The 21918-nt window shown below is 37.9% G+C and carries 16 protein-coding genes and 5 tRNA genes; 13 read left to right on the top strand and 8 right to left on the bottom strand.

Annotated elements, in window-relative coordinates; translation table 11 throughout:
• Positions 1–5 precede the first annotated feature (5 nt).
• From C9J45_RS14235 to C9J45_RS14215, 5 genes are all read left to right on the top strand, one after another.
• Positions 6–79, top strand: a tRNA-Cys gene (locus C9J45_RS14235).
• Positions 80–98: 19 nt separating this feature from the next.
• Positions 99–174, top strand: a tRNA-Gly gene (locus tag C9J45_RS14230).
• A 63-nt stretch (positions 175–237) separates the two neighbouring features.
• Positions 238–324: transfer RNA gene (locus tag C9J45_RS14225), tRNA-Leu, on the top strand.
• 20 nt (positions 325–344) lie between these two features.
• Positions 345–418, top strand: a tRNA-Cys gene (locus C9J45_RS14220).
• Positions 419–433: 15 nt separating this feature from the next.
• Positions 434–518, top strand: a tRNA-Leu gene (locus C9J45_RS14215).
• Positions 519–723: 205 nt separating this feature from the next.
• Here C9J45_RS14215 and C9J45_RS14210 read toward each other — a convergent pair.
• Together C9J45_RS14210 and C9J45_RS14205 are read right to left on the bottom strand one after the other, a co-directional pair.
• Positions 724–1944, bottom strand: coding sequence for a metallophosphoesterase (locus C9J45_RS14210; RefSeq protein WP_107287645.1), 1221 nt, complete (start codon positions 1942–1944; stop codon positions 724–726).
• A 266-nt stretch (positions 1945–2210) separates the two neighbouring features.
• On the bottom strand, positions 2211–5054 hold the full coding sequence (locus C9J45_RS14205; RefSeq protein WP_107292675.1) for a right-handed parallel beta-helix repeat-containing protein: 2844 nt from the start codon (positions 5052–5054) through the stop codon (positions 2211–2213).
• 358 nt (positions 5055–5412) lie between these two features.
• On the opposite strand from C9J45_RS14205, the gene C9J45_RS14200 reads away from it, so the two are divergent.
• The 8 genes from C9J45_RS14200 (at position 5413) to C9J45_RS14165 (ending at position 12900) form a co-directional block, all read left to right on the top strand.
• Entirely contained in the window at positions 5413–6270 is an 858-nt protein-coding gene (locus C9J45_RS14200) for a PA4780 family RIO1-like protein kinase (RefSeq protein WP_107292674.1), read from the top strand.
• 116 nt (positions 6271–6386) lie between these two features.
• On the top strand, positions 6387–6899 hold the full coding sequence (locus C9J45_RS14195; protein ID WP_107206353.1) for an RNA methyltransferase: 513 nt from the start codon (positions 6387–6389) through the stop codon (positions 6897–6899).
• A 163-nt stretch (positions 6900–7062) separates the two neighbouring features.
• Complete coding sequence (locus tag C9J45_RS14190; protein WP_107246900.1) at positions 7063–7383, top strand: hypothetical protein; 321 nt, start codon at positions 7063–7065, stop codon at positions 7381–7383.
• Between the two features lie 10 nt (positions 7384–7393).
• Complete coding sequence (locus C9J45_RS14185; RefSeq protein WP_107206355.1) at positions 7394–7723, top strand: hypothetical protein; 330 nt, start codon at positions 7394–7396, stop codon at positions 7721–7723.
• A 135-nt stretch (positions 7724–7858) separates the two neighbouring features.
• Positions 7859–8467, top strand: coding sequence for a 2OG-Fe(II) oxygenase (locus tag C9J45_RS14180; protein WP_107206356.1), 609 nt, complete (start codon positions 7859–7861; stop codon positions 8465–8467).
• Between the two features lie 396 nt (positions 8468–8863).
• Positions 8864–11824 carry a GGDEF and EAL domain-containing protein gene (locus C9J45_RS14175; protein WP_107292673.1) on the top strand — a complete coding sequence of 987 codons (2961 nt, stop codon included), beginning with the start codon at positions 8864–8866 and terminating at the stop codon, positions 11822–11824.
• Positions 11825–11893: 69 nt separating this feature from the next.
• Positions 11894–12547 carry an HAD family phosphatase gene (locus C9J45_RS14170; protein ID WP_107206358.1) on the top strand — a complete coding sequence of 218 codons (654 nt, stop codon included), beginning with the start codon at positions 11894–11896 and terminating at the stop codon, positions 12545–12547.
• An 86-nt stretch (positions 12548–12633) separates the two neighbouring features.
• Entirely contained in the window at positions 12634–12900 is a 267-nt protein-coding gene (locus C9J45_RS14165; protein ID WP_107206359.1) for a hypothetical protein, read from the top strand.
• A gap of 96 nt (positions 12901–12996) precedes the next feature.
• Here the strand turns inward: C9J45_RS14165 and C9J45_RS14160 are convergent, their stop codons facing one another.
• The 6 genes from C9J45_RS14160 to C9J45_RS14135 form a co-directional block, all read right to left on the bottom strand.
• Positions 12997–13563, bottom strand: a complete 567-nt coding sequence (locus tag C9J45_RS14160; RefSeq protein WP_107259544.1) for an isochorismatase family cysteine hydrolase — start codon at positions 13561–13563, stop codon at positions 12997–12999.
• Positions 13564–13728: 165 nt separating this feature from the next.
• Positions 13729–14364: a murein L,D-transpeptidase catalytic domain family protein gene (locus C9J45_RS14155; protein WP_199187088.1), complete on the bottom strand. Its 636-nt coding sequence runs from the start codon at positions 14362–14364 to the stop codon at positions 13729–13731.
• A gap of 459 nt (positions 14365–14823) precedes the next feature.
• Complete coding sequence (locus C9J45_RS14150) at positions 14824–18024, bottom strand: glycosyl hydrolase family 18 protein (protein ID WP_107292672.1); 3201 nt, start codon at positions 18022–18024, stop codon at positions 14824–14826.
• A gap of 342 nt (positions 18025–18366) precedes the next feature.
• The gene (locus tag C9J45_RS14145; RefSeq protein WP_107206363.1) at positions 18367–18990 is read right to left on the bottom strand and encodes a DUF2057 domain-containing protein; all 624 of its coding nucleotides are present in this window, start codon (positions 18988–18990) and stop codon (positions 18367–18369) included.
• A gap of 191 nt (positions 18991–19181) precedes the next feature.
• On the bottom strand, positions 19182–20372 hold the full coding sequence (locus C9J45_RS14140) for a class I SAM-dependent methyltransferase (protein WP_107292671.1): 1191 nt from the start codon (positions 20370–20372) through the stop codon (positions 19182–19184).
• A gap of 135 nt (positions 20373–20507) precedes the next feature.
• Positions 20508–21914, bottom strand: coding sequence for a methyl-accepting chemotaxis protein (locus tag C9J45_RS14135; protein WP_107206364.1), 1407 nt, complete (start codon positions 21912–21914; stop codon positions 20508–20510).
• Between the last annotated feature and the right edge of the window lie 4 nt (positions 21915–21918).

Raw genomic sequence — 21918 nt, 5'->3', positions numbered from 1 at the left:
AAAATGGCGCGTTGGCAGAGTGGCTATGCAGCGGATTGCAAATCCGTGGACCTCGGTTCGACTCCGGGACGCGCCTCCATTCTCTTATGAGAATCTATGCGACACTAGCTCAGCTGGTAGAGCGCAACCTTGCCAAGGTTGAGGTCACGAGTTCGAACCTCGTGTGTCGCTCCAAATTAAAGATTATGGCGAAAGCGGTAATCATAGATGGTGTCTAACCATCGCAAGAAATTGCGTGCCCTGGTGGTGGAATTGGTAGACACAAGGGATTTAAAATCCCTCGGCGTTCGCGCTGTGCCGGTTCAAGTCCGGCCCGGGGCACCATCTAATTGAGAAGTAAAAATGGCGCGTTGGCAGAGTGGCTATGCAGCGGATTGCAAATCCGTGGACCTCGGTTCGACTCCGGGACGCGCCTCCATTCTCTAATAATTAAGCCCGAGTGGTGAAATTGGTATACACGACGGATTCAAAATCCGTTTCCTTCGGGAGTGACGGTTCAAGTCCGTCCTCGGGCACCAGTATAAACGATAAAGCCTCAGCTCACGCTGGGGCTTTGTTGTTTCTAGTCTAATCAAAAAGTTAGCCCTGTCTTTTTCTGGTTGCTTTCCTATTTTGTTTTAAACCGCCGTTATTACGCATACTTGTACTTAAAGCTTATTTGAGAGCATTGGTCACTAAAAGAAGGTAGTACAGTGAGTTGTTCACTGTACTACTCAGTTAATGTTATTTTGATTTATTTAAGATAACGTTGATAACACTATGTTCAGTCGGAACACCTAACCGAAAAGGAAAACCATAATGACCAGTGCCACGATGTACATATAATTTTGTGTTTTCCATTCCCCATAGCCCATGATCAGGGGATTTGGACAATAAACTGATCACCGTCGTTTTAAAACCGAGGCTCACTAACCCTATAAGCCCACCATGGGTATGACCACTTAAAAATAAATCTATAGAGTGGCTCTTTGTCGGAATATCTCGGATATGTGTTGGATCATGTAACATTGCAATACTTGCAATGACTTTGCTTTTATTAGGTAAGTTACCAATTGCTCTAAGAAGTTTTGACGCTCTATCTTTAAAATGAAAATCAAAGCCAATAACTTGAACGGGGCCTAGACGAGTTTGTACTATCTGAGCCTCGTCAATTAATAAATGAATATTATTGTTAGCTAATGCTTCTTTTACTATTTCAGGCGCTTCGTAATCATGGTTACCCATACATGCAAATACTTTTCCACTATATTCTTTAAGTGGGCTCAGTGATTGTGACAGTACTTGTGTTGATCCTTTTGATTCCATGGTTAAAAAATCACCCGTTAACAAAATGAGATCCGGCTTTTTCGCTACTGCACTTTTGCAAATGCGCTCGAGCCTAGCAACAGACATATATGGACCTAAATGAGGATCTGTTAATTGTATAATATGTAGATTTTCATCACTATTTGAAGTCGGATTTGCTAAATCTAATCGACTCAAATCTGATGGCTGAGCCTTATTATTAAGGTCAATAAATATATTCTCTTCGTTTATGCGAAAATTTTGTAAGACACCTATCAGACCGAGTATATAGGGAACATATAAGAAGTCGGCACTTTTGAAAAAAAGTAACCATATTGCCCAAGGGAAGGCGATTATTGTTGATCCTAAAAACCATTGCCCAGGCCAATTAATTAATATTCTAACCCAAAAAGGTTGCATCTTTGGTCGTAGAAGAAGAAAGGTGTCTATAAATACTAAACTGCATAATAGTAATATAATGAAGGGAGGTATAACACTCACTAACGTACTAAATAAGCTAAGAAAAACTAAACTATAAAAAGTTAAAATAACGCCTCGAATAATGGCAAACGCTTTAGAACGAAATAACCAACTAATAACAAAGTTAAAGAGTAATAAAGATAATGTTATTGCTACAATATTATCCGAAATAAAGTTCAATGAGATAATCCTATTTATATAACAAATGAAAATATAATTATTTAGTATATTAGCGAAAGATCTAGATAAGAGTATACTTTTAATATGCTATTCATTATCAAATATTTTTACTTATTTTCGGTGATCTTTTATTTTTTTAAGCTTGTTGATGTTATAAATATGATATATATCAATGAGATAAGTGGATTATTGGATAATATCACCGCTGTAATAATAGCGGTGATATTAAGAAGGCCTCAATCAAAGAGACTGAGGCTTTCTTTTGGTTACTTAGTATGAAATGACCAAATATTTCCAGTCGTTACTTTGCTATCATCGGTAACATCGACACGCCAGTAATATTGGGTATTTGGCAAAAGATCATTCAAGCTATACTTATTATCTACTTTATCAATGGGTAATAAGGCGTCGATATTCTTACCTAAGTAGACATCATAACTAAATCGGTTGAGATCCTGTGAGAACATTAATTCAATATTCAGCTCAACATTGGCAGCCTTATCAAAAGGGACAGGGTTAGAGGCGATTGAATGCCTATGACCTGGAATCCAAGTGTTAGGGGCTCCATATTCATAAGCACCAATATCAGGGAAAGAGCCAAGATAATCAATCGCCATTAAGCTACTGTTAGTTGTTCCCATATCAATGGTCATTGCGTTATCTTTCGGTCTAAAGTCACCCCAATAAGCGCCCCTTAAGTGACTTAAGATCTCAGATGTATTACCTGTTATATTATTCGCTACCATACCCGGCACAGTTAATTGCTCGCTAGTACCCGATTTACGCCCTTGAAGTGTCCCTACTAAGTTGTTTAGCGTTTCAGAACTATAATTTAATCCACCGGCTGACGCTTTATTGAAGATGATTAGATCTGTGATGATGTTATTAAACATCAAGTTATTGTACGTACCTTGCGTATCACCTTTAATAATATTGAAGGCGCTATTCCACACAACGTTGTGATGAACTAAGCCATCTTTACCTGTTTTAGCCGCACCTTCGACACCATCAAAACGAACACCTGCTTTTGGTGTATCGTGTACCCAGTTATAAGCGATCTCTGTGCCTGCTTGTTCATCAATCCCCACATTGATTGCTGCGCCATCATGTTGTAATAGACTGGTGTTGTATACATGGTTACCAATGACTTTAGAGCGAGCGCCAACGCGTACACCTTCAGAGTTACCTGCGGTATGAAAAGTGTTATTGCTAAAAGTGATATTCTGGCTTTGTGAAGCCATGTTAATGGAGCCTTCACCACCTGTACCTAGATTTGAATAGTCAATATCATGGATAAGGTTATTATCTACCACGTTACTGTTTTCTTTGATCATCTCAAACGCAGGTCCATCAGTGTAAGCAAGGTAACTATTGGTGATCTTGTTGTGTGTTTCTGTGATGGCTTTATTGTTATTAATAAACTTAATGGTTTGAGGGCGAGTTAAGTCACCTAACATGCGCTTTGAATACGCGTAATATTTCGCATCAAGATCATTAAAGGTAATAGACTGTGAGCTTATCACTGTAAATGCTGTCGCAAAAAAGTCGACATTATCGAAAATAAGGTGGCTAGAATTTCGGATTGTTAAGCCATAGGTCTGTTGCTTACCACGCACATGAAGCTGGTTAGGATCAGCATTATCGGCTGCCCATAAATAAACGGTTTTCGTTTGCTTATCAAAGAACCACTCATTGGGACTATCTAATAGCGCGAGTTTACCTTCAAGGTAATAGTGGCCTTCTTCATATTTGCCGTTTTTATTTGCCCAAAAATTGCCTTTAGAGAGCATATTAGTAGCGGCTTTTTTCATCGCAGTGCCTGATTGAGAAAAATCGGTACTATAGGTAAAGCGATCACTACCAACCGTGTGATTATCAATCACTTGTGCCCAGTTCAACCAAGAACCAATGTTCATGATGGCAATGGCACCTGTTGCATCAATACCTGAATCAGCTAGTGATTGTGTGTTTACATCACTAGGAAGAGGTTGATATTCATTACCACTGTTTTTAACAGTGATCTTTTCATACGGGCGTTCATCAATCATTTCACCGAAACGACTTTCAGGGGCTTGATGACGCCATGTCGACTTCATATCCCACAGTGAGCCATCACTTAATTGAGCATTAGGCCAACGCGCTGACATCACCATTTTATCGTCAATAAACAGTTGCCAAATATCTTGATTGATTTGCGTTTTGTAAATATTACCGTCGTGTCGTTGCCATGGTGTCGTAATATCTATGGTGCCATCAAAGACGCTGTTATTTCCTCTGATCACTATGGGTGCTTCGCTGATCCCGTTAGCCTTATCAATGACTTCTGCTGTTTTATAACGGCCTTCTGCCAGTTCAATAATGCTGCCTGCTTTAGCTTGAGATAAAGCTTTCTTTAGGGTTTTGTAAGGCTTAGTGAATGAGCCGTTATTATTATCGTTGCCATTAGGGCTAACAAAAATAGCTTGTGTTGCAGGGCAGCTATCGTAGTTTTCGGCGATAGTGCCGTCAGGGCAAGTAACTTCTGTTGGTGGTTCAGTAGGACATTCTGCAATCGTTGGTGCGGTAGAGCCGTCAGGGCACTCAATCGGTTCTAGGGGCGTATCTGGGCAACTTGTTTCATTCCAAAACCATGATGATGACTTAGGTGTTTCCCATAATCCAGGACCATTTTTAGCTTCAAAGCATTGAGACTGGTAGCTAACAATATCACCGTTATTAACTTTTGTTTCTCCCGCAATCCATAACGTGATATCAGATACCGGAGGTGTTGTTTCATCGACACAGATATTATCAACCAATATTTGACCATTTGGACAGACCACAGGTTCAACAATATCGACACAAATGTCATCGATTAACTCTTGATTATCCTTGCATGTTGGAGGGGGAGAACCACCGCATTCGGTCGGTTGCCAAAACCAATTAGACGATGGTGAAGGTGTTTCCCATGAGCCTGGATTATTTTGTGCGATATAACATTGTTCATTGTATATAACGGTATCGCCATTAACGACCTTGGTTTTACCATTAACCCACTCGATTGAGTTTGCCTGAGCATTAAAGCTAAATAGAGGTAATAAGAAGGGAAGATATTTAATTCTTTTGTTCATATGCATTCCTTGGCTAAAAGCGTTGCTGATCATTAATAGTTGTTATTTTTTTTGTTAAAGATTAGCGTGAGGAAGGCAAGTAAGCATAACTTCGGTAAATTTAGTAGAGGTATTGTGATAGCCGAAATACTTCACTATAGATACACGGTATATTACATTTGTCGATTTGATGTTGGTTCAATTATTTAGTAGTACTAGAAGCTCACTTTCACTCACCAAATCGAACGATTTCTTAGTAAATATAAGAGCGATTTGAAGAGAATAAGAATAAATTGATTTCAATACTTGTTAAAAATTCAAAGCAAGTGATAATGCGATAAATTGAAAGTTTGTTTTGTAATTAATTTATGTAGGTGCAATGAAGATACCCCCACGATTACAACCTCTTGTAGAGGATGGCCTTATTGATGATGTTTTATCACAATTGATGAGTGGCAAAGAAGCTTCCGTATATGTTGTTCGCAGTGGTGGAAAAATCTGTTGCGCTAAAGTTTACAAAGAAATAGATCAACGTAGCTTTAAAAAAGCTGTCTCATATCGAGAAGGGCGGAAGGTACGTAATAGCCGTCGTGCACGAGCGATGGAAAAAGGTTCTAAGTTTGGCCGTGATGAACAAGAAAAAGTGTGGCAGCAGGCTGAAGTTGACGCACTATCATTATTAGCTAAAGCCGATATAAGGGCTCCTGTTCCTTATGGCTGTTTTGATGGCGTATTATTGATGGAGTTGATCACTGATGCAAATGGCAATGTTGCACCTCGACTCAACGATATCACGCTAACTAAAGATCAGGCACTACACCACCATGAGCTAATGATTAACTATGTTAAACGTATGCTATGCATCGGCCTTATTCATGGTGATTTATCAGAATTTAATGTGTTAGTGGATGCTAATGGGCCTGTAATTATCGATTTACCGCAAGCAGTAGATGCTTCAGCCAATAATAACGCCAAATGGATGCTTGAGCGTGATGTTAAAAATATGGCTAACTATTATGGTCAATATGTACCTGAGTTGCTTAATACACAATACGCAAAAGAAATGTGGGCATTATTTGAAGCTGGAACATTAAAGCCAGAGACTGAACTAACCGGTATTTATGTTGAAACTGATGCCGACGCAGATATTGATAGCGTGATGGCGGAAATAAATGCTGTGATGGAAGAAGCTGCACTTCGTCGTGCTCGCATCGCAGAACACGAAGAAATAGACTAACTCCTCATTAATTCCGTTGATTGTTGAGCACAACGATCAATATCGTCATTATTAGAGCTTTGGTAAAATAAAGCTCTAATCTTCGTTTTTATTACAATGAAAAGGTACATCTAGCAATGAAAGAGGCGTCAGTCATTATTGGGTTAACTAACCCTAAAAGCCCTACAAATGTTGGAGCAGTACTAAGAGCTGCAGGGTGTTATCAGGCGGATGCGGTTTTATATACAGGAACCCGATATGATAAAGCGGCAAAGTTTCAAACTGACACGAAACAAATGCAACAGACAATTCCTTTGACTGGGGTAGCATCAATGATTGATGATCTACCCGTAGATATGAAGATTGTGTGTGTCGATTTTGCAGAAGGCGCAACATTACTTCCTCATTTTACGCATCCAGAAAAAGCGATTTACATCTTTGGCCCTGAAGATGGTTCAATCGCACAAGATGTTGCAGACAAAGCCGATCATGTTGTTTATGTTCCTACTGTTGGGTGCATGAATTTAGCTGCCTCCGTCAATGTTGTGCTATATGATCGCCTAGCAAAGCAGGAGAATATTGTTCAAAGTGATGAACATATTCGCCAAAATAGAGATAATAAAAATAATCTGCGTGTAACGGCTAAATAACGTATAGCAAAAATAAAAACTTAATGGTACGCCCTATCTTAAGGGCTATCATTTAGCTTCTAGAGATTAACTATCACTTAACCCTCCCTTAAAAATATTTATATTTCTAACTATTAGTCTGCAGCGTATGCTTTTTAAAATTCTTATATGAAAAGAAAAAAGCATGAATATTTGTATAGATAACAATCGACATTTACGTAAGTTTTTCCATCAACATGCCTGTTACGAAGAAGCAATCATGTGTGACCTTCGTGAACGATTACCGCTCTTATTAACGTTACATAATGGTAAAATTAAATCGGTACCTCATGCTTTTTCTTCTAAATTGAGAGTCTTAGAATATAAGATTATTGTGAAACCTGATGTTGCATTTAGGGTTGCGTTTACAGTGAAAGATGAAGTACTGACAGTGATTTTTATTAGTGAAGTACTCATAAAAGCACATTTTTGTAAATTGATAGCGAAAACAGATTTACTTGATTAAGAGGTTGCTAATGTCAAAGTTACATATTTCTCAGGTTGAATCCGGTTGTGAACGTTTTTTAAAGTCGATGCAGGTTGGTGATGCATTTGAAGTACTGACTTTTAAAAAAGATCGTGGTTTTAAAGTATTGAAACAGTCATCAACAGATTATGTGTTTAAGCAGTTTGGCTACATTGAGCAGAATATTGTATCTGAGTCTAGTGCGTTGAAAAAACACATTAAAAAAGCTATTAAAATAGAGTTTCCGAGAAGTAATATTGCATGGATTGAGCATTTCCATGGGGTAAAGTCGATTGATGAATTAAGTAAAAACCAGCAAACACAATATCATTTATTTTAATCATAATGTGGTTTTTATTAATGGTGTAACAAAACATCTCAGCAGTAGAAAAATTGCATTTGAGTATAAATTTTCTGATTTGCTCTCAACCCCAACAGGCGATATAAATCTTTTTTTATCTCGATTGGAACGAATATGAATTACGACAAACTTATTGATGCTTTATTCACGCAAGGTTGGTTTGTCTGGGATGACTTTTTAGCTCAGGATGAGGTTAAAGCACTTAAAGCTTGCATTCCCGATGATTGGAGCCAAGCGGGAATTGGCCGAAAAGATGAATATACCACCCAAAAATCTATTCGAAGCGATAAAATTCAATGGCTCTCGGCTGAGATGGGAGAGCCTGTTGCCAATTTTTTAAAACAAATGAATGAAATTCGCCTAGAGGTGAATCGTCACTTTTTTCTTGGCTTATTTGAATATGAAGCACATTTTGCCAAATATGAGCACGGTGATTTCTATCAAAAGCATTTAGATTGTTTTCGTGGTCAAGAAAATCGTAAATTAACAACGGTATTTTACCTTAATGATGATTGGCTACCCGAACACGGTGGTCGTTTAAAAATGTATGATTTAGATGATAATGAATTAGCAACATTAGACCCAAAAGCGGGGCGTTTAGTTGTATTCTTATCTGAATTCTTCCCTCATGAAGTGTTGCCAGCAACACAACGTCGTTTTAGTATCGCTGGTTGGTTCCGAACTAATGGGGTTACAGGTAATCAATTAGATATCTCTCGTTAATTAATGATAAAAAAGGAGCTTTTGGCTCCTTTTTATCTTTTTAATATGTAATATATTTGAATTAAATATTAAATTAAACACGATACTATTAATATTGATTATATCAATTATTGAAAATAGTAAGATATTTCAATCAGTAAGATAGTATTTCTTATATGATAAAAGCCTTAAAGGCTAAAGTTTTATAGAATAAGTTTCATATATTTATTTTCAAAATGCAATAAAACATAGAATTATTGCTTAAAAGCTAATACGTAATCTGATTTAAATCAAAATAGGCATGACAAATCTAGGCATCTATGTCTAGAAACTTTTTTTCAATTAAATGATACTGTATATTCAAATCATAAACTTTATAAATAAATCAAATTCAGAACAGCTAGGTTAGAGCATTTAATGGTTACTGAACTAAAAGCTTTAAAACGAAACCAATATGGTAAAGATTTTATCTGTAAAACCATGCAATCGGTATATGATGAATTAAAGCCAGATCATTTTTATATAGCCTATTTTAATAAAACTGGTACAAAAGCAACGTCATTAGCTTATTACGTCAATGGTAACAAAAAAGTCAGTAATATTAGCTATATGCTAGATGATATACCTTGTCGTAAAGTGTTAGAAAGCGGTGCAATATACTTGCTGAGCTCGCAAGCGTATCTTGTTTATCCTAAAGATAAATTACTGGTTGAGTATGGTTTTGAAGCATATTTAGGTATTCCTATTTTTTCAAAATATGATGATGTGATAGGTATCCTCGTTTGCTTGTTTGAACAACCCACTACTTTAACACCTTTACAATTTAATTGGTGTGAGGGTATTGGTCAACAATTAGGTTCAGAGCTTCATTACTTAGCATTACTAGCTGAGCAAAAGCTGTTGTTAAGTGAGATGGAGTCATCTCAACGTGTTGCTAAGTTGGGTAATTGGCAATGGGATGTACAGACAAACACATTTACTTGGAGTCAAGAAGTATACCATATTTATGAAGTCGATAAGCAGCTAACGCCAAATTTGAAATTAGTTCAGGAATACATCCATCCTGAAGATAGAGATCGTGTTATTCATTTTATGAATAATATAATAATATCATCACATTCAAGCTATAATATTATATATCGTTTATTATTGCCGAGAGGGAAAATTAAATATGTTAGAAATGAATCGAATATATTTAAAGATGATAATGGAAATACAAACCTAGTACGTGGCATTGTTCAAGATATAACTGAGTTTTATCATTTATCATCAGAGCTCTCTATAACATCAAATAAATTACATGTTACTTATAATGCAATTATAGAAGGTGTATGGGAGTATGATTTTTCAAATAATCAGACAATAACATCACCTAAAATATGGGATCTTTTGCAAGTTGAAAGTGGTAAAGTTAATTCGCTTCATGATTGGATATCAATCATTCATAAAGATGAGCGAAGAGCTGCAATTAATGCTTTCAAAAAAATTAAAAAAAATAAGTGTCAGTTATTTAGTTTTGAATTTAGAACAAATCCTTCTTCAGTTAATAATGATAGCAATTTAACTGATCGTTGGTTTAAGTGTGAAGGTCGTGTTGTTGAAGTTGATGCTTTTGGTAAAAATGAAAAAATAGCTGGTGTGTTAACTGATATCACAGAATCAATATCAACTGTTCAGCAATTGAATTTAGCAAAAACTGTCTTTGATAATACTTCAGAGTGTATTGTTATTACTGATCACTGCAATAATATTGTTACGGTAAATAAGTCATTTGAGCAAGTGACAGGATATAAAAAAGAGGATGTGATCGGAAAAAATCCAAACATATTAGCGTCTGGCATGCATGATAAACGGTTCTATGAAAACATGTGGCATAGTGTGGAAACGACAGGCCAATGGAAAGGACTGCTCTATAATCGCCGGGAAAATGGTCATGTTTATCCTGAAGAAATGACAATAAATAAAATTGAAGATGATAATCATGAAGTCGTTAACTATCTTGGTGTTTTTCATGACGTTAGCGTACGCCAACAAACAGAAAAAAAATTACGTTTTTATGCGAATAATGATGCGCTAACCACACTTATGAATCGCCGTTGTTTTAGTGAAATGGTAGAAAAAGAACTCGTATTTGTTAAAGACAACAAAGCAGACGATCGTTGTTATCAGGCGTTTTCCATTCTATTTATTGATCTTGATGACTTTAAAGCAATCAATGATTTATACGGTCACGCTGTAGGTGACAAACTTCTAAAATATATTGCTGAAACGTTATTAAAACATTGTAGTGATGACAGTTTAGTCTGTAGATATGGTGGTGATGAATTTGCTATTTTACTCAAAGGCTACTCATCTTCTGAAGCTAAAAAATATGCTGAAGATTTAATAGGCGTATTGCTTCAACCTATTTATATCGACACTATTAAATTGGATATTACAATTAGTATTGGTATTTCGTCGTATCCAGAAAGTGGTTTTACACATCTAGATTTATTAAAGAATGCTGATTATGCAATGTATGAACAAAAGCGTAATGGGTGCAATGGTATTTCTATTTATGATGGAAAATTACAAGCGGAATATATACGTCAATTAAGATTGAAAGATCGTCTAATTAAAGCTATATCAGAATATAAAATACAAGTTTATTATCAGCCAATCATTGACATTGAAACAGGTAAAGTATGTAAGTTTGAAGCTCTTACGCGTTGGTTTGATGAAGAAGAAGGGTATATATCACCTGTTATTTTCGTTGAGATGGCAGAGAAATATGGCCTGATTGGTGATCTTGGGAAAATAGTTTTTGATAAAGCGTGTTGTGATCTTGCAGATATTCGTCAGCAGGGTTTTACTGATATTTGTATATCTATAAATCGTTCTGTTCGTGAGTTCTCAAGCTGTGATCAAAAATATATCTACGATGTTATTGAACGATATAACTTACCGTTTGATAAAATCATGATTGAAATAACCGAATCTGCAGCATTAGATGAAGGTAATAATATTTTGGAATTATTATCTGAATTTTCTCAAAAAGGGATATCTATTGCGATTGATGATTTTGGCACAGGTTATTCCTCAATGTCAGCTATTATCGCCAATAAACCAAATGTCATTAAAATTGATAGAAGTTTCATTATTGATATAGAACATAGTGTTGAAAGCCAAATTTTAGTTTCTCTCGTGATGGATATGAGCCGAAAGCTAAACCTAGATGTTGTTGCTGAAGGTGTTGAATCTGAAGCTCAAGTGCGTATTTTATCTAAAATGGGCTGCCACTATATTCAAGGTTTCTATTTTAGCCCTGCCGTTGAAATCAAACAGGTAATGAGATTACTTGAACAGAATGCAGCTTGTACGATCCCTACAAATGTTTAACTAACAAGCTACATGGATAATCATAGTCGTGCTATAAAGTAAGAATTATTCGTATTTTTCAGGTAGTACATGCAAACGATATTTTTTGATTTTGATGGCACACTCGTTGACTCTGAGCGCTTTCATGCTGTGAATTGGAGTCAGTATTTAGCTAGCTATGGCGTTGAACTAAATTCTGAGACGTTCATGTCTCAGTACGCTGGCGTAACTTGGCCTCAGATCGCAGAGCACTTTATCTATCAATACAATATACCGCTAACGGAAACGGTAATGATTGAAGAGATGGAAGCATTAACAGAGAAGATGATCGTTGAAAAAGGCATACCACCGATGCCTGGTGTGGATGAATTGCTCAAAACCTTATCGGGTAAAGTGCCGATGGCTGTCGTCACCGGAGCTCCAAAAGATTACGTGCAAGGTGTTTTAGCGCAACATGGCTGGTTAGCACTCTTTGAGCATGTATTCAGTGGATATGAAGTGGCAAATAATAAACCTGCGCCAGATGTATATTTACAGGCCTGTAAAACAATGCGTGTGCTGCCTGAAAAGGCGGTTGCAGTAGAAGATAGCCGTACTGGCTTAATGTCAGCACTGAATGCTAATACCTATGCGGTTTTTGTAAATAGTCATAATATAGAATTAACTGCTCAGGCTCAGCATTCGTTTACATCAATGAAAGAGGCAACACCTGCGTTGTTATCATTGCTTAAGGTTAATGATTAAACATATTGTTTAGCTTATTGGTCTAGGTTAGCTATTACCTAACGAGTTAAGTTAGAATATGTCAAATTTTAGATAGGCTGTTATAAATGGAAAACGAAGATATCATGACAGGCGATATGCTTGTTGAGACGGTTGAAAATCAACTTGCTGACGGTGAGCCGTTAGTTGTTAAAGAAACGCTAATGCGTCTTGTAATGACAGGTACACCACGAGATGAAGCAATTCAAATGATAGCGTGCGCATTATCCATTGAAGTTTTTGATGTTATGAAAAATGATGGTAAATTTGATCTCAAGCGTTATAGCGAAAACTTAGCAGCGCTTCCTGATATGCCTTGGGAAGATGATATTTAAATCATAATAAAACCGCATAATATCTTGTTGCTATAAAAAAGATTATGCGGTTTATTTATTTCAACCATTCATACCAGTATGAAACTCACATCGCTTTTATTTAATATTCGTTGATTGGTGTATTGTTGCTATGCGAGCCAAGGTTGCAAGTGAAATATTGTGTTCTTCTTCTGTTGCCGCTGTACAAGCATCTGCAATAATATGCACCTGATAATCTCTATCATGAGCATCTCTAGCCGCAGATTGAATCGCCCATGTTGTGCTTACCCCACAAAAGTAAATATCAGTGATCTTATTTGCACTTAATACGCTATCTAACTGTGTGTTATGGAAAGGATTGACTCTTGGTTTAGTGATCACAATATCGTCTTTACTTATCAGTAAATTTTGATGAAATTGTGTTCCCCAATCGTTCAAGTTTAATGCATTGATAGATTGCGCTTTACCGAACATTGGCGAGTGTAGGGGGAGATCGAGATAGTGATTATGAAAACCTACTTTGACATAAATACAAGGAATATGTTGGCTTTGTGCCCATAGAATTGAGCGGTTTGCATTTTCAATTGTATTATTATCAATAACTTGTTGAGCACAACTAGGTATTTTCCCGTTTAAATCAACGATATCATTAATAAAATCAATAACAACAAGTGCTTTATTCATACTAAACCTCGAAAAATTAAAACCATTCTAACATTACACAGTAAATCACAACTTAACGGATGAGTTATAGGGAGTAAAAGGCTTGATTGAAAATAGAGGTACAAAAAAGCTGTTATCATTTAACTTATTTTAGCTAAATACTAACAGCCCGTTTCAATGAATAAATTAAGCGTAAGCAAAAATAACACTACCGCCTTTGATAGTATCAATAATTTTCTTTGCAATTGCTTCAGGTAGGGCTGGACAGCCCCAACTACGACCTAAATAGCCATTACGTTTAATAAACTTTTCAGAAACATATTTTGCACCATGAATAACAATATAGCGTTTTAGGGCGTTGTCATTTTTACCACGGGTTAAGCCATTTAGTTTAAGAGAATAACCATTACCACCTATATAAGTCGATTCGGTTAAAAATGTACCCAGTGACGTCTTGTGCGAATTTACTTGATTCGAAAACTTATCGGCTTTAAGCAAACCGCTATTCATGCCATGCGATACGTATGTTTTGTAAAGTAATTTGTTTTGTTTTAAATCAATTACATAAAATCTTTTTTGTGTCGAAGGTTTACTATAATCAATGATTGTTAGTAACGACTTTTTTTTGCCCTTGGTTTTGTTATACGCAATAAAGGCTTGTTTAAATACGTCGTAGTTAATTTTGTTTTTCAAATGTGCTTTTTGGTAAACATAATCTACAACGATATCAGTATTCTTTCTTTCAGTATGGAGAGCATGTGCTGATGTTTGGAATGACAAAGAACACATGATCAGAATTATTAGACATATCGCTTTTTTCATTAAGTCAGTACTACCATCGAACAATGCTTACGTGGATGTTTTGCGGGCTAAACTTTAGCATAAAAATAACGAATTAATAGGTAGTGTGAATGTAGCGCTATGCCTTAAGGGAATGTGTTGGGTGGTGTTTATTTCATAAAGGATTAAAGATAAACATTAAATAACAGTGAGTTATAAAAAAGAACAGCATTTAATTATATTTATAGATATCAGTTTATCTGGGATGTGTAAATCACACGCTTAGTCGTCGATAGGTTGCTAAGTGATTGTTTTAAAGGTTAAAAATACATTGGTGCTCACTAAAGTAAAAATAATTCTTTTTATTGGAAAAAATGAAATTGCGTTGAAAAATAACCACGTAAACGATCTTATTTATATAAAAGCCTATTTTCTAGATTTCAGTGACTAAAAAAGCAGGTAGCGAACTACCTGCTTGTAGGACTTTACTTAGACGTTGATTTAGATGTTACAAACTTTCGTCCAACTACCGTCACTTCCTGGTACTGATGATGTCCACCAGTTAGCTTTGTATACAGCACCATCATGGATGATTTCATCGCCGCTACCAGCATGAGTTGGCGTACCTTGCCAATCAGTCTGAGGCCAGTTAGGGTAAGTATTTAGGCCATCTGAATCACAGTTGCCATTATTACCACCCGTATCGCCGCCACCATTATTACCACCATCGGCATTTAAATCACCGATAGGTAGGTTTGGTTGCTCAAACTTAAACGCATACTCATTACCATCTACATTCACTGAGTAGTTAGCAGGGCCTGAGATTGGTAGGTAGTAAATAAAGTCTAGCTCGTAGCTTTCACCCGCTGGTAATGTTTTCCACTTAGGCAGAGTAAAGGCAACACGGTGCATTGTTCCGTCTAAGCCACCAATGTTATCACCACGAGTATGACCAGAAGAGATGACTTTCAGACCACCACCAGATTGATCTTTCGCGTTATCGGGTGCAGATACTGGAATATCAAACTGGAATTCAGTTCCACCCGGTAAATCAGTACCTGTGTTATTGGTAAAGGTTACGGTTGGGTTGATAGGGTAGTTTTGGTCACCAACTTTGAAGCCGCTAACGTTAACTGCAATATCAATTGCTTGAGTTGGGATTGCACCTGTTGCGATTGTATTACCATATGGAGTTGCTGACTTAAACTTATCGTAGATAGCTTTCGTCATAGCATTACCCATGTGGTACTCACCGTTACCAGAAGCACATGCCTTTTCAGTTGCGTCAATAGTGTTAGTACGCTTACCGTTTGCATCGAATAAGTAACAGTTGTAGTCGCCTGCAAGCTCCCAGAACATGATACCACCGATTTCTTTATCAATTACGTAGTCAGCTTTCACGCCAACCGATGCTTTATCCTCTGTAGAGATAAATACGCTCTTCTCTGCATTCCATAGCCATGGTGCAACAGCGACATCATCGTAATTACGGGTATACGAACCAACAAGTTTATCTTGTGGATCATTAACAGGATCTAAGCCATAAGCGGCTGTGTACGAACCGAAGATACCTTGCTCAAGGTTTTTCGCGTGCCACATTGGGTTAGAACCGGCACCCATTTCTTTACCATTTGGATCAAGATCGTGCCACATGTTGTCGATACCGATAGCACCGTAACCACAGTTGTTCTTCTCGCCTTCACCAGTACCAGCCTGACACTCAGACTGGTTAGGTAGTGCTGCACGACCCCATAGACCGTTATCCCCACCTTTAACATCTTGCCAACCACGGGTGTAGTATGGAACACCGATATTGATACGACCAGCAGGCATTGAACCACGGAAGTAGTGGTAAGCCCAGTCAGTATTAAGGTAACCAATACCACCGTATGCTGCAGTGCCGTATACGTTCCACTGTGCTAACTCTGAATCTTTACCTGTATCAAATAGCGCAGCATTATGACCAACGTGGTCGTTCCAAGCACCGTGTAAGTCGTAAGACATGATGTTTACATAATCTAAGTATTTCGTTACATCAAATGTTTCCATACCACGTAGTAGGTAACCAGATGATGGTGCTGCAATCGTTAGCATGTAGTGAATGCCATCTTCTGCTGAAGCAACATCCAGTTTTTCACGAAGTACTTTCATCAGTTCTTGGTAAGAAGCCCATAGGTATGGACGACGCGGTTCCATGAACTCTTTATCGTATGGATTACCTGCACCCGCCATAGACGTTGGGTATTCGTAATCAATATCAAGGCCATCGAACTTGTACTTACGTAACATTTCAACAGCAGATGTGGCGAATTTCTCAATGCCTGCATGGTTAATAGAACCATCAGCATTTGTTGTCATCGTGTAGAATCCACCATCAGCTGCACGACCACCATCTGTGCCGAAGTGGCCGCCTGTTTCAGCCCAGCCACCGATAGAGATTAATGTTTTAACATCGTGTTTCGCTTTTGCTGTTGCAAGTGCACCGAAGTGACCTTTAAAGCCAAGTGCTGGGTCGATTTCAACGCCATCCCATTCCATACCTACAGCGGCATTACTTGGATCTGATGTGTCACCGATATTAACTTTACCGTCTTCACCAATACTAACGAATGCGTAGTTAATGTGAGTTAGTTGTTCCCATGGAATATCGTTAACTAAGTAGCTACTTTGAGGATCATCGCCTGCACGCCAGCTAGTGAAGTAACCAATAACACGACGAGGGTGATCAACCCCCATCATTTCACGGCCATCTTCATCATAGATAGAACAGTAAGGCACATTTACGCCTTCAGTTTGGTATAAACCGTCAGGACGACAACCATTTGATACAACAGCGCCATTAACTGCAACAGAACTTACGGCAGAATCAGAAGTTTTGTTTTGGTCATCAGTTGCACGAGCAAAGATTTTTGCATTGCCAGCTTGAACCGTTGTGTATTCAAGAGCATAAGGGGCTGTAGCTGCGGTGCCAACCAGTGCGCCATTTACGTAGAAATCAACTTTTTCTACCGTGCCATCAGTATCTGCAGCATCAGCAGTAATGGTAATAACTTCACCTAATTCCACACTTGTCGCTGAAACAGCAACAGAAACGGTAGGCGCTTCGTTAACAGGTCCTTCAGGTGCAACATCGACGCTAACACTTGCTTGGCTACTTGCTGCATTTTTATCATCAAAAGCCATAACTGAAAGGCTATGTACGCCTTCTGTTGCGGTCCATGCAAACTCGTATGGAGCTGTTGTTGTTGAACCAACAACTTGTCCGTCGACTAGGAAGTCAACTTTCGCAATAGTACCGTCAGTGTCGGTTGCATTTGCTTTGATGAGAACAGTTTCACCGGTTGTGATAGCCGTTGTTGCTGTTGGTGCTGTAAGGCTTGCTGTAGGTGCTGCATTTTCTACTGGATCAACTGGTGGGTCGATAGGTGGCTCGCCACCAGAACAAAGATCGAGTTGAACCCATTGTGAATACGGACCGTTGTTGTCTTTCGGAGAATTATTCTGTGTCCAGTAATTTGCTTTATAAGCAACACCCGCTTGTTTAACTTGATCGCCGCCAGTATAAACGCTGTCACTTTTCCATTCTGTAAGGTCAGTACAATCAACAGCAGCTTGTGCGTTGAATGCAAATAAGCATGACATAGTTAGAGTACTAAGAGTGAAAATCCCTTTCCTCATCGTTCCATGTTTACCATTATCCATTAGGTATCCTTTTAGTTTCAGTAAAATAAGCAACACTCAGTTTGTCCGTTATTCTTTTGTGAATCTTTTTGAGTGCCGTAAAAAAACTATAATGCTGATAGCTAAATTTGCACGATGCGATGTACTGATCTTCAGACATGCTCTCGGAAAGGTGTAAAAAAAATGTAAATAAACTTGCTGTTATTGAATTAAAAGCAAGTCTTCAACAGTATTTAGGGCTTTTTTGTGGTCGGAGGAGTGCTGGTTAAATGCTTTTTTGGCGCAGTGTTTTTATAATGCAATATGTAGGATAGCCACAAGTTGTAAGCTATCCTATTGATTAGAAAAAGTTTTATAAATTACTTATTTGTTAATAGCAGATTTGAATTGTTCTTGCGTAGCCTTGTCTGCTTTTTTGTACCAGTAATTTAGCATCTTGGTTACGTAGGCTTGATCGACTTTTCCACTTTTTTCAACAGCAATTTGTTGTACTTGAGGTACAGAAACAGAAATAGCAGTGGTTAGAGCTGCTGGTGCGTTACTTAAATTATACTTAGCGATTTCTTGCTGAAAATTTCGTCCAATTTGCACGCCATTTTTGATTAATACATCCTGCTTAATGGCGATATCATTATTTTGTTTGTCTGTAATTACAACATTTGGCTGCTTGTTAAATGCTCTAGCTTCATATTGGCTATGAATTTTAGGTAGATTCAATGTGTAGTGTGCGTCTGTACCATCAAATGTGACGATCACAACTTCAGATTTGAATAGGTGAGTATCGCCGTTTTCACGGTAATTAGTTTCATAGCGAAAAGCGATTTGATTATCACCATCTTTTAATGACAGTGGGCCGTTACCTTGCGCTTTTGTACCATTAACAAGCACAAGATCAGCTGAGTCGGGTAGTGTAAGCGAAACGTTAGCAAAAGAAGAGAAGCTCACACCACAAACGGCTAAGGTTAAAAGTGCTGTACGTAATTTCATGTTAATTCCTTGTATTTGTTGATAGCTAAATGCGCTATTGGTATTTTCTTATTGTATTCTTTTATTAATACCAATGACAAATAATGTCTATTTGTAATTAAGCTTATAAACAGTTAGAAAATAAAAAGCCCAATGAGTTATGCTCATTGGGCTTTCGTTACATTAGGCACTAATTAAAGCTAATTTGATGATTACTTAACGTAACACGCAAATCCTTTTAGGTAGAAACCCTCAGGGTAGGCGCTATCTAATGGATGATCCGCCGCTTGGCTAAAACGCTCAATAAATTGAACATCACGCTTCGCATCAAGAGCGGCATCGGCAATGATTTTTTGGAATAAGCCGTTATCCATTAAACCTGAGCAAGAGTAAGTCAGTAACGTACCACCAGGTTTAAGAATTTGCATTGCTAGCATATTGATATCTTTGTAACCACGGCATGCACCAACAAGCTGAGATTTAGATTCAGCAAACTTTGGTGGATCCATAATCACAACATCAAATAACTCGCCACGATCACGGTACTCACGTAGTAATTTGAATACATCAGCATTTAAGAATTGTGCATTTTCAACAGGGAAGCCGTTGTCTTGTGCATTTTGTAATGCAGTATCAAGCGCGTGTTGAGAGACATCAACGTTAACCACTTCTTTAGCGCCACCTTTCAGTGCATAAAGACCGAAACCACCGGTGTAGCAGAAACAGTTAAGTACACGTTTGCCGTTAACGTATTTAACAGAAGCTTCACGGCTGTCACGTTGGTCAAGATAGAAACCTGTTTTATGACCACCAACAATATCAACGTTAATTTTAACGCCGTTTTCTTCAATCATTACAAATTTAGGTGGCTCTTCACCATGAAGAACGCCTGTACGTTGTTTCAAGCCTTCTTTTTTACGCACAGAAACATCAGAACGTTCGTAGATGCTACATTCTGGGTAGCAGTGTTGAAGCGCTTCAATCAGCACATCACGTTGTGCTTCAGCACCAGCACTGAGTAACTGACAAACTAAAAAGTTTTGGTAACGGTCAATCGTAATGCCCGGTAGGCCATCAGATTCTGCTGCAATTAAACGATAACCTGTTAAGCCATCACGCTGAGCTAAAATATCGCGCAAACCTTGTGCTTGGTTTAGACGTTTAATCAAGAAGTTAACGTCGATATTTTCGTTTTTCTCAAAACTCCATACGCGAACGCGAATTTGTGATTGTGGTGAATAAGCGCCTTTTGCTAACCATTCGCCTTTGTTGTCGTAAATATCGACGGTTTCGCCTAAGCCTGGTTTACCTTCAATGCGATCAATACCGCGAGAGAAAACCCAAGGGTGGCGACGACGTAGTGATTTTTCGCGGCCTTTTACCAAATAAATAGAAGCTGTCATGAACATGCCCAGTATGGAATTCGAGTGGGGGCGTATTATCTTTCTCTAGGCATATAAAATCAAATGAAAAAGCCGCTATCTTATCGGATACAAACAAGATAGCGGCATAAAAGAGGATTTAAGCAATGGAACTGGTTATGAGGCTTTTAAACCACTCATTAAGTGTTCAAGGGTTTGTGCTTGCTGGCTCAGTTGTTCAATCTCATTACTAGATTCACTGATCATCTGTGCTATCTGACTGGATTGGGTGCGAACCTGTTCAACGCTGCTTGCGATATTTTCAGCAACAGCACCTTGTTGTTCTGCAGCTGCTGCAATCTCGGAACTACGATCAGATATCCCTTGGTTTCGTTCGTTAATTTGGCCAATTTCGCTATCAACAGAATCCATTAATTGTTCACTGTTAATGGCGTTATCAACGGTATTTTTCATAACAGCAATGAGCTGTTGGCTATTTTGTTGCAGTGATTCAATCATTTGCTGAATTTCAACAGTAGCACTTTGGGTACGCCCAGCAAGGGTACGTACTTCATCTGCAACCACGGCAAACCCACGCCCTTGTTCACCCGCACGTGCCGCTTCAATTGCTGCGTTTAGTGCAAGTAGGTTAGTTTGTTCTGAAATACCATTAATGGTTGTGACAACGTCATCAATTTTTGCCGCATTGCTATCTAACGCAGATACTGCTTGAGCGGCGGAATTAATTTCATTAGAAAGAATCGAAATGGCATTTTTTGTTTCGCTTACTTTTACACGACCATTTTCACTCACCGATTGTGCTTCTTGAGTTTGCAGTGATGTTTCGTGGGCGTGGGTAGCAACTTCACGAATTGAGCTTGCCATTTCTTCAGTCGCACTTGCGAGTGAATCTAAATGGCTTTGTTGAGATTGTGATAAATCACCACTGTTATCACTGCGACGATGTAAATCCACACTTATTTGTTGCATAAGCGCGACAGCTTGTTGCGTTGCGAGTACTAACTGTTGTTCACGTTCTGCGACTTTATCAATTGTGATAGCAATCAGGCTAAATTCATCTCGAACAGGAAAGAAATTTAATCGGTGGGTGAGATCCCCATCGGCTAAACTTTGTAGCGCTTTTTGCATATTAAACATCGCACCGCCAATGAAGGTCATGATGTAGTACACAGAAGCAAGAATAATAACCAATAAAATGCCAGTGACTATAAACTGAGTTGTTGATAAATAATCAAATAATCCAGTCTGTGTGACAGCTTGTAAACTATAATTTTGACCATTCACTAATACAGAATCTGATGATGAATTTGTCACTTTTATTGCGCTATTTTGCAGTAAAATGGCAGCATCAGTAGAAGAAATATTTTGTTGTTGGAGGATGTTAGCGGTCAGCTTTAGTTGTTGCTGTGTTATTTCTAAGCGTTGTTGAGAGGCGGCATCAACTAAAATAGCACTAACAAAGATAATAGCGGCAAACGGAAGAAGAAAAAGTAAGTAAAATTTTTCTGTAATTTTTAAATGTATAAGGTATTTATCGATCCATCGAAAAGCGACTTCTTTCATACTT

Source organism: Photobacterium sp. GB-1, assembly GCF_003026165.1.
In the GTDB taxonomy this organism is placed as follows: Bacteria; Pseudomonadota; Gammaproteobacteria; order Enterobacterales; family Vibrionaceae; genus Photobacterium.
The sequence above is the reverse complement of the archived record's forward strand: the minus strand, read 5'-3'. Positions and strand labels throughout refer to the sequence as shown.